The sequence below is a fragment of the Variovorax boronicumulans genome, from assembly GCF_029892485.1.
GTDB classification, from domain to species: domain Bacteria; phylum Pseudomonadota; class Gammaproteobacteria; order Burkholderiales; family Burkholderiaceae_C; genus Variovorax; species Variovorax boronicumulans_B.
Map to the genome: position 1 here is coordinate 577,437 of NZ_JARXVG010000001.1, position 14,762 is coordinate 592,198.

The following is a 14,762-nucleotide window of genomic DNA, read 5'->3' on the forward strand; positions in this document are numbered from 1 at the left end:
CCTCAGGCGAGCACGGCCGTGGCCTGCATCGTGAGCCAGCCATCGGCGTCTTCGCCCCAGAGGCTGAAGGTCTTGCCATCGACGCCCGGCTTCCCGTGCACGCGGAACGGCGCGATGTCGAAGGTCGGCCGCACGGCGCGGAACTCGAAGCGCGCGAGCTGCGCGCCCGGCACGTTGCGCCGCAGCAGGTCGACCAGCAGCGTGGCGATCAGCGGGCCGTGCACGATCAGGCCCGGATAGCCCTCGACCTCGGTCACATAGCGCCGGTCGTAGTGGATGCGGTGGCCGTTGAAGGTCAGCGCCGAGTAGCGGAACAGCAGCACGTCGTCGGGCACGATCTCGCGGCTGAAGACGGCGTCCTGCGGCGCGGGCGTGGGCGGCGGCGCCTTCTCGCCGGGCGCGGCAGCGGCGCGGTAGACGATGTCGTGCTCCTCGGTCAGCGCGAGGCCGCGTTCGTTGCGCACCTTGTGGCGCACGAGCACGAACACCAGTTCGCCGGTGCGGCCGGCCTTGTGAGTGACCGAGGCGATGGTCGAGGTGCGCTCGATGCTGTCGCCCACCGTCAGCGGATTGCCCGTCTCCCAGCTCAACCGCCCGCCCGCCCACATGCGGCGCGGCAGCGGCACGGGCGGCACGAAGCCGCCGCGCCTGGCATGGCCGTCTTCGCCGATCTCGGACTGACGGTGGTGCGGCAGGAAGTAAAGCCAATGCCAGAGCGCGGGCAGGCGCGTGCCGGTTGCGGGCGGCGCATCGTCGCGGTCGAGCGTGGCGGAGAGCGCGCGGACCGGCGCGGCGGTGATCTCGTCGGCCAGCGTTTCGCTGCGGCCTTGCCAGGCCTGGAGCTCTGCGAGCGCGTTGGCGTCGATCGAAGGGGTGGGGTTTTCAGAATTCATGGATTCTTCATTCAGTCGACCGCAGCGCCAGAGGCCTTGACGATCCGCGCCCACTTGACGAGATCGTCCTGCAGCAGTTTCGAAAATTGCTCGGGCGTGGTCGGCGCCGCGATCTCGACGCCTTGCTGGTCGAGCTTGTCGCGCAGGTCCTTGGCGGCCAGCGCCTTGCGCGTCGCGTCCTGCAGCGTGGCGAGCACGTCGGCCGGCACACCCGTGGGCGCGAACAGACCGATCCACAGCGTGCCGTTGTAGCCCGGCACCGCCTCGGCGATGGTGGGTACGTCGGGCAGCACCGCCGAACGCTTGTCGCCGCTCACCGCCAGCGCGCGCAGCTTGCCGGCCTTGATGTGCGAGAGCGCCGAAGGCAGGCTCGCGAACACGATCGGCAACTGACCGCCCAGCACGTCGTTGAGTGCCGGCGCCACGCCCTTGTAGGGCACGTGCTGCATCGAGATGCCGGCCATGCTGTTGAGCATTTCGCCGAGCAGGTGGTTGAGCGTGCCGTTGCCGGCCGAGGCGTACTGGTAGTTGGCGCCCTTGGCTCGTGCGAGCTTCAGGAATTCGTTGAAATCCCTGGCGGGGAATGAAGGGTTGACAAGCAGCACGTTGGGCACAGCGCCGACGAGGCCCACGGGCTTGAAGTCCTTCACCGGATCGAAGCCCGGGTTCTTGTAGAGGGCCGGGTTGATGGCCTGGCTGCTGCTGATGGTCATGAGCAGCGTGTAGCCGTCCTTCGGGCCTTTCGCGACGAGTTGCGTGCCGATGTTGCCGCCCGCGCCGGGCCGGTTGTCGACGACCACGCTGGCGTTGTTCATCACCTCGCCGAGCTTCTGGCCGACAAGGCGGCCGACGATGTCGTTGGTGCCGCCGGCCGCCTGCGGCACGACGAGCGTGATGGGACGCGAGGGATAGGGCTGTGCGGTTGCAGGACTCGCGGCGATCAGCGTGGCTGCGGCGGCGAGCGAAAGAAGCGCGAGGGCGCGGAATGTCATCGTCTTTGTCTCCATGGCCGCATGGTCGTGCGCCATGGCACCGCGCGCAATCTGCGATTTCGGAACCCAGGCTTCTGGATTTCCGAAGGCTTGGCTACGATGCCCCATGCTTTTCGACCTGACCGACCTGCGCCTTTTCGTCGCCACCGCCGAGCTCGGCAACCTCACGCGGGCGGCAGAGCGGCAGCACCTGTCGCTCGCCGCGGCCAGCGCGCGCATCAAGGCGCTCGAAACGCAGGCGGGCCTGCAATTGCTGCAGCGCGAAGCGCGCGGCGTGCGTCTGCTGCCCCCGGGAGAAGCCTTTCTTCACCATGCCCGCCTCATGCTGCACCAGACCGAGCAGCTGCGCGACGACCTGCTCGAATACGGCGGCGGCCTGCGCGGCCACCTGCGCGTGTTCGCCAACACCACGGCGGTGACCGATTTCCTGCCCGAGATCCTGCCCGGCTTCCTCGCGCGCAACCCGCGCATCAACGTCGACCTTCAGGAAAAACCGAATGCTCAGATCCCGCGCGGCGTGCTCGACGGCCGCGCCGACATCGGCATCGTCGCGGGCCGCGTCGACACGCTGGGCCTGGAGGCGATCCACTTCAGCACCGACCGGCTGGTGCTCGTCACTTCGCGCAAGCACCGCTTCGCCAAGCGCCGAAAGATTTCATTCGTCGAGACGCTGGACGAAGACGCCATCGGCATGCAGCAGGGCAGCACGTTGCAGACCTTTCTGGCGCAGATCACCGACAACCTCGGCAAGCGCCAGAAGCTGCGCATCCAGCTGGGCAGCTTCGATGCGATGTGCCGGATGATCGGCAGCGGCGTGGGCATCGGCGTGGTGCCCGAATCGGCGGCGCGGCGCAACCAGGAGAGCATGCAGCTCGCGCTGATCGACCTGAGCGATGCGTGGTGCGTGCGCGAGCGCTATCTGCTGGTGCGCAGCCGGGCGGCGCTGCCGATCTATGCGCAGGCGCTGGTGGACACGCTGTGCCGGCACTATGCGGCGGGCGAAACGGCTTCGGCGAACGCCTGAAAAAGCCTTTTCCTGTGTTATTGCGCCAACTTGCAGGCGGTATCTCAGGCCCGCGATCTCATCCCCATTTTCTGTGCACAACTTTGGGGACAAGTCATGTGGAGCCTTGTAAAACGAATTTAACTCGTTGTTTTATAACGAGATTCCACACTTTGCTTAAAAATCAGGCGGTGAACAACTGGCGCGGCGCTCAGCTCGCAGCCCCGAGCTTGTCCTGCGTCCGCGTCTCGAAGTCGCCGGCGTCGTGGCGCTCGTGCAGCTGGCTCTCGGGCTGGCCCCAGGCGCGGTTGACCATGCGGCCGCGCTGCACCGCGGGGCGCTTCGCGATCTCGTCATTCCAGCGCAGCACGTTCTTGTATTCGCTCACCTGCAGGAACTCGCCCGATTCGTAGAGCTGCCCCTTGGCGAGCGCGCCATACCAGGGCCAGACGGCGATGTCGGCAATCGTGTAATCGTCACCGCCAAGGTAGCGGCTTTCGGCCAGGCGGCGATCGAGCACGTCGAGCTGGCGTTTCACCTCCATCGCGAAGCGGTCGATGGCGTATTCGATCTTCGTCGGCGCATAGGCATAGAAGTGCCCGAACCCGCCGCCCAGGTACGGGGCGCTGCCCATCTGCCAGAACAGCCACGAGAGGCATTCGGCGCGCGGCGCACGCTCGGTCGGAAGAAACGCGCTATCGAACTTCTCGGCCAGGTACTGCAGGATCGCGCCGGACTCGAACACCCGGATCGGCGTGGCGCCGCTGCGGTCCATCAGCGCGGGGATCTTGGAGTTCGGGTTCACCGCCACGAAGCCGCTGCCGAACTGGGCGCCCTCGCTGATGCGGATCAGCCAGGCGTCGTACTCGGCGCCCGTGTGGCCCAGCGCGAGCAACTCCTCGAGCATCACCGTCACTTTCACGCCGTTGGGCGTCGCCAGCGAATAGAGTTGCAGCGGGTGCTTGCCCACCGGCAGGTCTTTCTCATGGGTGGCACCTGCGATCGGGCGATTGATGTTCGCGAAGCGGCCGCCGCTTTCCTTGTTCCAGGACCAGACGGTGGGCGGCGTGTAGGCGGTCGTGCCATTCATGCAATGAATTCCGGGAGTTGGACAGACGATGATCATTCTCTATGACTGCGCCACGGCGCCGAGTCCGCGCCGCACGCGCATCCTGCTTGCAGAGAAGGGCATTGCCCACGAGACGGTGCAGGTCGATCTGGTTCGTGGTGAGCAATTGGGCGAGGCCTACCGCGCGATCAATCCGCAATGCACGGTGCCGGCACTGCACACCGAAGAAGACGGCCTGCTCACCGACAACGCCGCCATCGCGGCCTGGCTGGAGGCGCGCTACCCCGAGCCACCGCTGATGGGCCGCACGCCCGCCGAAAAAGCGGAGATCGCCAGCTGGAACTGGCGCATCGAGTTCGAGGGGCTGCTGGCCATTGCCGAGACGCTGCGCAACGGCTCGGCCGCCATGGCCGACAGAGCGCTGCCCGGGCCGGTGAACTACGCGCAGATTCCGGAGCTGGCGCAACGCGGGCTCGCGCGCGTGCAGCATTTTTTCGAGACGCTGAACGAGCGATTGGCCGGCCGCGATTTCATCGCCACCGACCGGTTCAGCCTGGCCGACATCACCGCCGTGGTGGCGGTGGATTTCGCGCGCATCGTGCGGGTCAAGCCCGGGGAGCAGCACCCAGAGCTCGTGCGCTGGCGCGCTGCGATGGGCGAGCGGCCGTCGATGTCGCGCTGAGCGGCCTGGAGAAGGTGCGAAGAAACCGTCGCGAGCGCCCCGAGGTCGCATCGAGGACCGGAACCGTACCCAGGTACGGTGAGGACCGCAGATGCGAGATCGGGGTGCGCAGCAGGTTTATTCGCGCCTTCTCAGCGTTCGATCGTCAGCGCCACGCCCATGCCGCCGCCGATGCACAGCGAGGCAATACCCTTCTTGGCGTTCTGGCGCTGCATTTCGTGCAGCAGCGTCACCAGGATGCGGCAGCCCGATGCGCCGATCGGGTGGCCGATGGCAATGGCGCCGCCGTTCACGTTGACCTTGTTCACGTCCCAGCCCATTTCGCGGTTCACCGCGCAGGCCTGTGCGGCGAAGGCTTCGTTGATCTCGAGCAGGTCGAGGTCGGCGGCCTTCCAGCCGGCGCGCTGCAGCGCCTTGGTCGATGCGGGCACCGGGCCCATGCCCATGATGGCCGGATCGAGGCCGGCGGTGGCGTAGCTGGCGATGCGGCCGAGCGGCTTCAGGCCGAGGGCGGCGGCCTTCTTGGCCGTCATCACCATCACGGCAGCGGCGCCATCGTTCAGACCCGAGGCATTGCCCGCGGTCACGCCGCCGGCCTTGTCGAAGGCGGGGCGCAGGCCTGCCAGGCCTTCGGCGTTGGTCTTGCGGTTGATGAACTCGTCCTTGTCGAAAATGATCGGGTCGCCTTTCTTCTGCGCAATGCTCACGGGAACGATCTCGTCCTTGAACTTGCCGGCATCCTGCGCGGCCGCGGCCTTGGTCTGGCTGCCGAGTGCCAGCTCGTCCTGCGCGGCGCGGTCGATGCCGTACTTCTTGGCGACGTTCTCGGCGGTGATGCCCATGTGGTACTGGTTGTAGACGTCCCACAGGCCGTCCACGATCATGGTGTCGACCAGCTTCCAGTCGCCCATGCGCTGGCCGTTGCGCGAGTTGGGCAGCACGTGGGGCGCGGCGCTCATGTTTTCCTGCCCGCCGGCGATCACGATTTCGCTGTCGCCCGTGGCCACGGCCTGGGCCGCGAGCATCACGGCCTTCAGGCCCGAGCCGCAGACGGCGTTGATAGTGAGCGCCGGGGTTTCCTTGGCGCCGCCGCTCTTGAGCCACGCCTGGCGCGCGGGGTTCTGGCCGGCACCGGCCGCCAGCACCTGGCCCATGATGGCCTCGCCGACCTGGTCGGCCGTGAGGTTGGCGCGTGCCAGCACTTCCTTGATCACGAGGGCGCCCAGCTCGGTGGCCGAGATGCCGGCGAGCGAGCCGCCGAACTTGCCGACCGGCGTGCGGGCAGCCGAAACGATGACGATGTCTTCCATGGAGTTCTCCGTTGAGGTGATTTGAAGTGGGTGTTGCCGGGTCAGGCTCTTGCCTTGACGTAGCGTCCCGGTGCCGGCTCGATGGCCTTGTAGACCTTGCCGTTGCCGTAGCCCTTGGGCGCGGCGATCTGCTTGCCCCCATGGCCCTTGAGCCATTGTGCCCAGTCGGTCCACCAGCTGCCGGGGTGCTCCGTCGCGCCGGTGAGCCATTCAGCCTGCGTCTTCGGAAACTTGCCGTCTTCGCGAATCCAGTGGCTGCGCTTTTTCTTGGCGGGCGGATTGATCACGCCGGCGATGTGGCCCGAGGCGCCCATGACGAAGCGCTTCTTGCCCGGCAGCAGCTGCGTGGAGGCATACGCGCCGCCAATCGGCACGATGTGGTCTTCGCGCGAGCCGTAGATGTAGGCCGGGATGTCGATCTTGCCCAGGTCGATCTTCTGGCCGCAGACCGTGAGCGCATTCGGCTTGGCGAGCTTGTTCTCGTGGTACGTGTTGCGCAGGTACCAGGCATAGAACGGGCCCGGCAGGTTGGTGGCGTCGCTGTTCCAGTAGAGCAGGTCGAAGGGCGGCGGCGTTTCGCCCTTGAGGTAGTTGCCGACCACGTAGTTCCACACGAGGTCGTTGGGGCGCAAAAAACTGAAGGTGGAAGCCAAGTCGCCGCCGGGCAGCAGGCCGCCCTTGCCCAGCTGCATTTCGCGGTACGCGACCATCGGCTCGTCCACGAAGATGTCGAGGATGCCGGTGTCGCTGAAGTCGAGGAAGGTGGTGAGCAGCGTGACCGATGCGGCGGGCTTCTCGCCGCGACCCGCGAGCACGGCCAGCGCGGTGCTCAGGATGGTGCCGCCCACGCAGAAGCCGAGCGCATTGATCTGCTTGCTCCCGCTGATGTCCTGCACCGTGTGGATCGCCTGGATCGCGGCGTTCTCGATGTAGTCGTCCCAGGTGGCCTTGGCGAGCGATTCGTCGGGGTTGCGCCAGCTCACCACGAACACGCGGTGGCCCTGCTCGTTCGCATAGCGGATCAGCGAGTTTTCGGGCTGCAGATCGAGGATGTAGAACTTGTTGATGCACGGCGGCACCAGCAGGAAGGGCCGCTCGTAGACCTTGGCCGTGAGCGGCTTGTATTCGAGCAGCTGGAAGAACTCGTTCTCGAACACCACCGCGCCCTCGGTGGTGGCGACGTTGCGCCCCACTTCGAAGGCGCTCTCGTCGGTCATGCTCATGTGCCCCTGCTTGACGTCGTTGAGCAGGTTCTGGATGCCCTTGGCAATGCTCTCGCCCTGCGAGTCGATGGCCTTCTTCTGGGCCTCGGCATTGAAGGCGAGCGAGTTGCTGGGCGACGAGGCCGCCATCCATTGCTCGACCGCGAAGCGCAGGCGCGCCTTGGTCTTTTCGTCGGCATCGATGGCCTCGGCCATGCTGAGCATGGTGCGGCCGTTGAGCAGGTAAACGGCCGCCGAGAAGGCGGCAAGCGGGTTGCTGCCCCAGGCCTCGGAGGCGAAGCGCTTGTCGCCTTCGGGCTTGGCCTGGAAACCCTGGCCCCAGAGCGCCGTGGCCTCCGCAACATATTGCTGCTGGATGGATTGGAGCTTCTGCGGGTCGATGGCGATCTTCGGCAGATCGGGCATCTTTGCGCCCTGCGGCATTTGCCACAGCGGCGTGCCGCCGACATCGAAGGCCGAGCCCCCCTTCGTGAGGGACTGCTGGAACGATGCCAGCGCCTGGGTCCATCCCTCTGAAAGTGCCTGCTGGAAGGGCGCGAATGCATCCGCCCCCGTCGCTTGTTGCTTCATCATGTCTCCTGGTCCTCGCCTGAATCGAATCCGGATGGGTGCGTGTTTTGAGTATCCTGCATTCGCACGGCACCGACAACGCCGCTCTTTTCTCTTACCGACTGAAACTTCCAGTGTTCATTCATCTGATCGTGATCGGCTGGCTCTACGTCGTCGTGATGATGTCGGTGGCCGAAGCCACCAACACCACGGGCACCGTGCTGGGCGCCATCTTCACATTTCTTTTGTACGGTTTGGCGCCCGTGGCACTGGTGGTTTACCTGATGGGGGCGCCAGGGCGGCGCCGCGCGATCAAGGAGCGCGAGGCCCAGGCGCAGGAAGCAGCGCGCCGCGCGGCCAGCGAGAAGGCGGCGAAGGACGGCTCAGGCCTTCCAGACCAGCGCGGCGAAGCGCCCGCTGATGCCGTCCCGCCGGTGCGAAAAGAAACGTGACGGATTGCTGACGGTGCACCACGCATCGCCGCCGTCGTTGCCATACACCGCGTCGACACCGGCCGCGCGCAGCCGCTGACGCGCGAGCGCGGGCAGGTCCGCCAGCCATTTGCCCGGCGCGCCCGCAGGCTTGAAACAGTCTGCAGCTTCCGGCGCATGCGCCTCGAATGCAGCCTTGACTTCCGCACCGACCTCGAAGGCTTTCGGGCCGATGCACGGGCCGAGCCATGCGATGACCGTGCCGGTGCCATGCGCCGGCCCCGCCTGCGGCTCGGGCGCAAAGCACCGGGCCGTTTCCTCGAGCACGCCGCCCGCAAGGCCGCGCCAGCCCGCATGCGCGGCCGCCACCCTTTGGCCCGACTCGTCGGTGAAAAGCACGGGCAGGCAGTCGGCCACCATGATCGTGCAGGCCAGTCCGACCGCCGTGGCAGTGCAGGCATCGGCCACCGCGGCATCGCGCACGAGGTCCGATTCGGCATCGAGCGTCACGACACCCGTGCCGTGCACCTGCTGCAGGAACACCGGCCGCGCAGCAATCGCCTGCCCGAGGCGACGGCGGTTCCCGGCGACATCGGCCGCCAGGTCGCCCACGTGATCGCCGAGGTTCAGGCTCTCGTAGCGGCCGCGTGAAACACCGCCTTCGCGCGTGGTGCACACGGCCCGCACGTTCGCCGGTGCGGGCCAGTCGGGCACGAGCCAGCGCGGATCGATGACGGCAGCGTTCAATCTCAGGCTTCCGCGTCGGGTGCTTGCGAAGGCTGCGCGCGCTGGAAGGCGTCGAGCGCCATGCAGGCCTCGAAGGCGGCCATGCTGCGCGGCAGGCCGCTGAAATCGCAGTCGAAGCGGCGGCCGTTGAAGACCTGCGGCACCAGGCAGCAGTCGGCGAGCGTCGGCGTGTTGCCATAGCAGAAGGTGCTGCCCGGATACAGCGCGAGCTGCCGCTCGAAGGCCTCCATGCCATCGCGCACCCAATGGCGGTACCAGGCGGTCTTGGCTGCGTCGTCGAGCTTGAGGTCCTTCACGAGGTACTTGAGCACGCGCAGGTTGTTGAGCGGATGGATCTCGCAGGCAATGGATTGCGCCAGCGCGCGCACATGGGCGCGGCCCACGGGGTCGCTCGGCAGCAGCGGCGGTTCGGGGTGCGTCTCGTCCAGGTATTCGATGATGGCCATCGACTGCGAGAAGCGCTCGCCCTCGTCTTCGAGCATCGGCACCAGCTTGTCGGCCGAGAGAGCGGCGTACGGGCCGGTGCGGTGGTCGCCGCGCGCAATGTGCACGGGAACGTACTCGTAGTCGAGGCCCTTCAGGCTGAGGGCGATGCGCACGCGGAACGAGGAGGAGGAGCGGAAATAGTTATGCAGCTTCATGGTTTTCCAAGGATAGCGCCGAGCTACGAACGTGGTGTGGCCGGCAGCACGCAGCGGAAGTCGTGCAGTTCGGGCTTCGATGAGGTCGCGGCTCGCCATTCGTCGAGGATGCGTCGGGCACTGGCCTCGTCGCGGGAGGCGATGCCCAGGCGCCACGGCCCTAGCGTGCCGGGCGCCTCGTCGGCGCCGTGGTTGTGCCGGCCCTCGCCGTAGGGCCGTCCTTCGGAGCAGGCGCGGCAGAGCATCTGCATGCTGCCGGTCCAGTTCTCGGCGAAGCCATCCGCGGCCTTGAAGCGCTGAACCAGCGCCTCGATGTCTTCCGAGGTCGCGCCTTCCACCGAGACCTCGTAGGTCGAATGCTCCGACGGTGCGATCAGCTCCAGCGCATCGAACACCGCCATCTCGCGCTCGCCGCTCAGCCGGTAGCCGTTGGGCGCGCCGTCGTGCAGCACGAGATCGCCATAGCGGTGGCCGCAGGCAGGTGTGGGCACGTTGCGCAGGATGGCGCGCGCCGGATCGATGCGGTCGGCCCAGACCACCTCGGTGCCCTCGTCACCGTGCACGCGGATCGGCGTGAGTCCGACGAAGTAGTCGACCGGCCCCTCGCCGTCCGGAATGCCGATGCCGTACTGGCGCCATGCACGGCGCGCCGTGGCCCAGTCGCCCAGCGCGGTGGCGGCGATGCCCAGGTTCCACAGCGCGCCCTCGTTGCCTGGCTCGCATTGCACGGCCCGGGCATTGGCCTGCAGCGAGGCCGCCCATTCGCCGCGGTACTTGTGGATGAGGCCGGCGTTGTACCAGGGGACCGCCCAACCCGGATGGATCGCGCTTGCCTGGGCATAGGCCTCCAGGGCGCCGTCCTGGTCGCCCTCGTCGTCGCGCCGGCGGCCGAGTTCGTTGAGGGCCGTGGCTTTGCCGGCTTTGCCTATTCGGATGGGCATGATGTGGCGGAAAGATCCGGAAAAACGCGAGGCGCCTATTGTGAGCCGCCCCCAAATCCCGGGTCCGGCGCCCCGGCAACCGCGCGCAGCCTCTGGCACACTGCCGGTCTCCCTCCCGTTTCGCTGAAAAGGACACCTCGCAATGGCTTCCGAGTTTGTTTTCGCCCCGCCCGCCACCGTTTCGGTTCCGGTGGCCGGACAGCCGGCCCGCTTTCCGGTGCACCGCATCTACTGCGTGGGCCGCAACTACGAAGATCACGCCAAGGAAATGGGGTTCACCGGCCGCGAACCGCCCTTCTTCTTCATGAAGCCCACCGACGCGCTGGTGGTGGTCGACGAAGGCCAGACCGGCATCATGGCCTACCCCTCGCTCACCAAGAACCTGCATCACGAGATCGAACTCGTGGTTGCCATCGGCACCGGCGGTAAAAACATCAAGGCGGCCGATGCGCACAAGCACATCTACGGCTACGCCGTCGGCCTGGACATGACGCGCCGCGACCTGCAGGGCGAAATGAAGAAGCAGGGCCGCCCCTGGGACATCGGCAAGGGCTTCGAGCAGAGCGCGCCCATCGGCCCGATCGTGCCGGTGGCCCAGGCCGGCGATGCCGAGAACGCCGAAATCTCCTTGCAGGTCAACGGCACCGACCGCCAGCGCAGCACCGTGAGCAAGCTGATCTGGAACGTGGCCGAGACCATCGAGCACCTGTCGGCCGCCTGGGAGCTGCAACCCGGCGACCTGATCTACAGCGGCACGCCCGAAGGCGTGGCGGCCGTGGTCTCGGGCGACACGCTCGTCGGCAAGGTCGCCGGCCTGCCGACGCTGACCGTCAAGATCGCCTGAAGACGGCAGCACCGCCCATGCTCCTGCGCGTCCCCATCAAGCATTGCAAGAACTGCGGCACCGCGGTGGTCTACCGCATCCCGGACGACGGCGACACCAAGCCGCGCGCCGTCTGCCCGGCCTGCCACACGATCCACTACGAGAACCCGCTGAACGTGGTGGGCACCATCCCGGTCCTGGGCGACAAGGTGCTGCTGTGCAAGCGCAACATCGAGCCGCGCTGGGGCAAGTGGACGCTGCCCGCGGGCTTCATGGAGCTCGAGGAGAGCACCGCCCAGGGCGCTGCGCGCGAGACCGACGAAGAGGCCGGCGCGAACTTCGAGATGCAGGGCCTGTTCGCGGTGATCAGCGTGGTGCGCGTGGGGCAGGTTCATCTCTTCTACCGCGCCCGGCTGCTGGACGACAAGTTCGACCCCGGCCACGAAACCATCGAGGCGAAGCTCTTCACCGAGGAAGAGATCCCCTGGGACGAAATCGCCTTTCGCACCGTGCGCGAGGCGCTGGAACACTTCTTCGAAGACCGCCGCCGCGGCAGCTTCGACCGCGTGCACGAACTCAGCATCGTTTGACACACCACAGCCCATGAAAAAGACACTCCGCGCCACCCTCCTCTGTGGCGCCAGCCTCGGCTTTGCGTTGGCGGCCTCGGCGGCCAGGGCAGAGACGGTGGGCGAAGTCGACACCGCCTTCAAGCTCATCGGTCCCGACCACAAGATCGTGATCGAGGCCTACGACGACCCCAAGGTCAATGGCGTCACCTGTTATGTCTCGCGCTCGAAGACTGGGGGCATTGCCGGCGCCTTCGGCGTGGCAGAAGACAAGGCCGAGGCCTCCATCGCCTGCCGCCAGGTCGGCCCGGTCAGCATCACGCAGCCGCTGCCCAAGCGCGAGGAGGTGTACAGCGAGCGGCTCTCGGTGCTCTTCAAGCGCCTGCGCGTGGTGCGCATGGTCGATGCCAAGCGCAACACGCTGGTCTACCTCACTTACTCCGACTTGCTGATCGACGGCTCGCCGAAGAACAGCGTGACCGCGGTGCCCATCGATCGCGGCACGCCGATCCCGCTCAAATAGCGATAAGTCCTTCGCGCATTCCGCTCTTCCGGAAGGTGCGTACGAGTTTGCTAGCATCGTCCGCGTGGCGCGCCCGGCGTGCCAGTTCGCAGGAACCCTCCGCAACGAACCCGTTCCAACAGCGCCATGCAAATCAAGACTCTTCTTTTCCGCACCGGTGTCGCAGCACTGATTGCCGCAGCCCTCGCCGGCTGCGACACCACGCCCCTGGCGCCGGCACGGCCCGGCCAAACCGTCACGCCGCCCCCGGCGAAACAGGCGCTCTTCATTCGTCCCGCCAGCGGCACCACCATCGCCCGCTTCGACGGCGTGCGCAACAAGGGGCTCGACATCGCGGGCAACGTCGGTGACCCGATCGTCGCTTCGGCCGACGGCCGCGTGGTGTACGTGGGCAGCGAACTCCGCTCCTACGGCAACATGGTCATCGTCAAGCACAACGACACCTTCCTCACCGCATACGCCCACGCGCAGACCATCCTCGTGAAGGAAAACGCGGTCGTGCGCCAGGGCGAGAAGATCGCCGAGATGGGCCGCGACAACGATCGCGCGAAGGTGCACTTCGAGATCCGCAAGAACGGCACCGCCGTCGATCCCGAGCCTTACCTCAACGGGCGCCTGCAGCAGTAGGCGCGGGCCTTCCTCCGCCTCGCCCAGCCTCGCTAGAGCAGGCTCTCCGGCACCAGCGGTGCCATCAGTTCCAGCTTCCAGCGCGACCAGAAATGCGTTTCCGGTTCCGTGTGAAGGATGGTGTCGGCCGCATCCCCTGATGCCGGGCTCACCCATTCGATGCCGCCCCTGGGCCCCAGCTGCAGCTGGTAGGCGCCATCCAGGCGGATGAACCCGATCAGGCTGGTGAGCTGCTGCGCGATCTGCGGGCTGAAGATGAAGATGCCGATCTCGGTGTTGTGCAGCTCCGAACGCGGGTCGAAATTCATCGAGCCGATGAACACCGTCTTGCGGTCGATCACGGCCGACTTGCCATGCAGCCGTCCGCTTGCCGAGCCGTACATGCCGAAGCGCCTGGTCTCCTCCACCCGCTTGGGGCTGAGCTCGTAGAGCTCCACGCCCAGCCGCAGCATCTGCGCACGGTAGCGCCGGTAGCCGATGTGCACCAGCGACTCGTCGGTGGCGGCCAGCGAATTGGTCACGATGCTGTAGCTCACGCCGTTGCCGCGGATGATGCGGATCGACTCCATGCCGCCGCGCCCTGGAATCAGGTAGGGCGTGGTCTGCATGATCTCGCTCTGCGCCCCGCGCAGATACCGGCGCACGTTGTAGAGCACGCTGTCCGTCGCCTGGTCGGCCGGCAGTCCGCGCCCCTCCGGCGTGGGAGCGAGCGCCTTGGCCGGCGGGTCGGCATAGGCCTCGGCGCGTGCCCAGGTGAGCTTCAGGGTGCCGGCATCCAGGTCCCTGGCCAGCGGGTTGTTGCCCAGCAGGTCGGTGGAGCCGGGTTCCTCGGGATGCAGCGTCTCGGGTCCGCTGGTGAGCCGGTCGAACAGCGCGCGCAGCTCCTCCTGCGACTCGTTGCCCCTGGGCACCAGCGATTCGATGGGGTACACGTAGGGGCTGTTCCAGTACATGTCGAACAGCGACGACAGCCGGGGCACCACCGCGCCCGCGACCAGCGTGTCGATGTCGATGAAGTTCGAACCCCCGTCGCGCAGGAAATACTCGTTGGCGATGTTGCGCCCGCCCATGACCGCCATCGTGTTGTCCACCACGTACAGCTTGTTGTGCATGCGGCGGTGCACCCGGTCGAAGTCGAAGAGCGATGCGGCCCAGCGCGTGCCCAGGCGGTCGCGTCCGGCCGGGAACGGATTGAAGAGGCGCACCTCGACGTTCGGATGCGAGGCGAAGCTGGTGAACAGCGGGTCGGCACCCGCGGTGTAGAGGTCGTCCACCAGCAGGCGCACGCGCACGCCGCGGTCCGCCGCATCGCGCAGCGCACGCAGCAGGTAGCGGCCGGTCTCGTCGTTCTGCACCAGGTAGTACTGCACGTCGATGGAGCGCTGCGCGCGGCGCGCGAGCTCGATACGCGCATGCAGCGAGAACTGCGGCATCGGCAGCAGGCGGAACCCGCTGAGCGGTTCGCCGGGCGGCGCGGCCGCTTGAACGAGGCGGCCGAGCATGGTGTCCGCACCGTCGGCAATCGCCACCGAGGGCTTGCGCTGCACGTCGGTGGGAAGGCCGGCGCAACCGGCCATGCAGAGCGCTGCGAAGCAGGCGAACAACCACGCCAGCCATCGGGGGCGCGGTTTTTCAGCCCGGTCAGGGATGTGGGACATGAAAGCGAGAAAGGAGTGGCAGGCGCACGAGGCGGAACGGAGGACCTCCGCGGCTCGCGGTTTCTACCATGAGCGCGGCCC

General features: G+C 67.0%; 16 protein-coding genes. 7 read left to right on the plus strand and 9 right to left on the minus strand.

Annotation, left to right across the window (positions count from 1 at the left end; translation table 11 throughout):
* Positions 1 to 2: 2 nt before the first annotated feature.
* Positions 3 to 893 (minus strand): FAS1-like dehydratase domain-containing protein, encoded by an 891-nt coding sequence (locus M2282_RS02785; RefSeq protein WP_280807256.1) that lies wholly within the window; start codon positions 891 to 893, stop codon positions 3 to 5.
* 11 nt (positions 894 to 904) lie between these two features.
* Positions 905 to 1,885 carry a tripartite tricarboxylate transporter substrate binding protein gene (locus M2282_RS02790; protein ID WP_280807257.1) on the minus strand — a complete coding sequence of 327 codons (981 nt, stop codon included), beginning with the start codon at positions 1,883 to 1,885 and terminating at the stop codon, positions 905 to 907.
* 106 nt (positions 1,886 to 1,991) lie between these two features.
* On the opposite strand from M2282_RS02790, the gene M2282_RS02795 reads away from it, so the two are divergent.
* On the plus strand, positions 1,992 to 2,909 hold the full coding sequence (locus M2282_RS02795; protein WP_280807258.1) for a LysR family transcriptional regulator: 918 nt from the start codon (positions 1,992 to 1,994) through the stop codon (positions 2,907 to 2,909).
* 190 nt (positions 2,910 to 3,099) lie between these two features.
* Here M2282_RS02795 and yghU read toward each other — a convergent pair whose 3' ends face one another.
* Entirely contained in the window at positions 3,100 to 3,978 is an 879-nt protein-coding gene (yghU, locus tag M2282_RS02800; protein WP_280807259.1) for a glutathione-dependent disulfide-bond oxidoreductase, read from the minus strand.
* A 28-nt stretch (positions 3,979 to 4,006) separates the two neighbouring features.
* Between yghU and M2282_RS02805 the strand changes: the two genes are divergently transcribed.
* Positions 4,007 to 4,639 carry a glutathione S-transferase family protein gene (locus M2282_RS02805; protein ID WP_280807260.1) on the plus strand — a complete coding sequence of 211 codons (633 nt, stop codon included), beginning with the start codon at positions 4,007 to 4,009 and terminating at the stop codon, positions 4,637 to 4,639.
* 131 nt (positions 4,640 to 4,770) lie between these two features.
* On the opposite strand, the gene M2282_RS02810 is transcribed toward M2282_RS02805, so the two are convergent.
* Positions 4,771 to 5,949, minus strand: a complete 1,179-nt coding sequence (locus M2282_RS02810) for an acetyl-CoA C-acetyltransferase (protein WP_348541718.1) — start codon at positions 5,947 to 5,949, stop codon at positions 4,771 to 4,773.
* A gap of 41 nt (positions 5,950 to 5,990) precedes the next feature.
* The gene (phaC, locus tag M2282_RS02815; RefSeq protein WP_280807262.1) at positions 5,991 to 7,742 is read right to left on the minus strand and encodes a class I poly(R)-hydroxyalkanoic acid synthase; all 1,752 of its coding nucleotides are present in this window, start codon (positions 7,740 to 7,742) and stop codon (positions 5,991 to 5,993) included.
* A 113-nt stretch (positions 7,743 to 7,855) separates the two neighbouring features.
* Between phaC and M2282_RS02820 the strand changes: the two genes are divergently transcribed.
* A complete protein-coding gene (locus M2282_RS02820) occupies positions 7,856 to 8,173 on the plus strand; it encodes a hypothetical protein (RefSeq protein ID WP_280807263.1) in 318 nt (105 codons plus the stop codon).
* On the opposite strand, the gene pgeF is transcribed toward M2282_RS02820, so the two are convergent.
* From pgeF to M2282_RS02835, 3 genes are read right to left on the minus strand one after another with little or no spacing between them, the layout of a single operon-like run.
* Positions 8,105 to 8,899, minus strand: coding sequence for a peptidoglycan editing factor PgeF (pgeF, locus tag M2282_RS02825; protein WP_280807264.1), 795 nt, complete (start codon positions 8,897 to 8,899; stop codon positions 8,105 to 8,107). The genes M2282_RS02820 and pgeF overlap by 69 nt on opposite strands.
* A 2-nt stretch (positions 8,900 to 8,901) precedes the next feature.
* Complete coding sequence (maiA, locus tag M2282_RS02830; RefSeq protein WP_280807265.1) at positions 8,902 to 9,540, minus strand: maleylacetoacetate isomerase; 639 nt, start codon at positions 9,538 to 9,540, stop codon at positions 8,902 to 8,904.
* A gap of 23 nt (positions 9,541 to 9,563) precedes the next feature.
* The gene (locus M2282_RS02835; RefSeq protein WP_280807266.1) at positions 9,564 to 10,481 is read right to left on the minus strand and encodes a tetratricopeptide repeat protein; all 918 of its coding nucleotides are present in this window, start codon (positions 10,479 to 10,481) and stop codon (positions 9,564 to 9,566) included.
* 142 nt (positions 10,482 to 10,623) lie between these two features.
* Between M2282_RS02835 and M2282_RS02840 the strand changes: the two genes are divergently transcribed.
* From M2282_RS02840 to M2282_RS02855, 4 genes are all read left to right on the plus strand, one after another.
* Positions 10,624 to 11,325, plus strand: coding sequence for a fumarylacetoacetate hydrolase family protein (locus M2282_RS02840; protein WP_280807267.1), 702 nt, complete (start codon positions 10,624 to 10,626; stop codon positions 11,323 to 11,325).
* Between the two features lie 17 nt (positions 11,326 to 11,342).
* Positions 11,343 to 11,894 (plus strand): NUDIX hydrolase, encoded by a 552-nt coding sequence (locus M2282_RS02845; RefSeq protein WP_013542278.1) that lies wholly within the window; start codon positions 11,343 to 11,345, stop codon positions 11,892 to 11,894.
* 13 nt (positions 11,895 to 11,907) lie between these two features.
* Positions 11,908 to 12,396, plus strand: coding sequence for a CreA family protein (locus M2282_RS02850; protein WP_280807268.1), 489 nt, complete (start codon positions 11,908 to 11,910; stop codon positions 12,394 to 12,396).
* A gap of 126 nt (positions 12,397 to 12,522) precedes the next feature.
* Entirely contained in the window at positions 12,523 to 13,023 is a 501-nt protein-coding gene (locus M2282_RS02855; RefSeq protein ID WP_432422860.1) for a murein hydrolase activator EnvC family protein, read from the plus strand.
* Between the two features lie 32 nt (positions 13,024 to 13,055).
* Here M2282_RS02855 and M2282_RS02860 read toward each other — a convergent pair whose 3' ends face one another.
* Entirely contained in the window at positions 13,056 to 14,681 is a 1,626-nt protein-coding gene (locus tag M2282_RS02860; protein ID WP_280807269.1) for a phospholipase D family protein, read from the minus strand.
* Between the last annotated feature and the right edge of the window lie 81 nt (positions 14,682 to 14,762).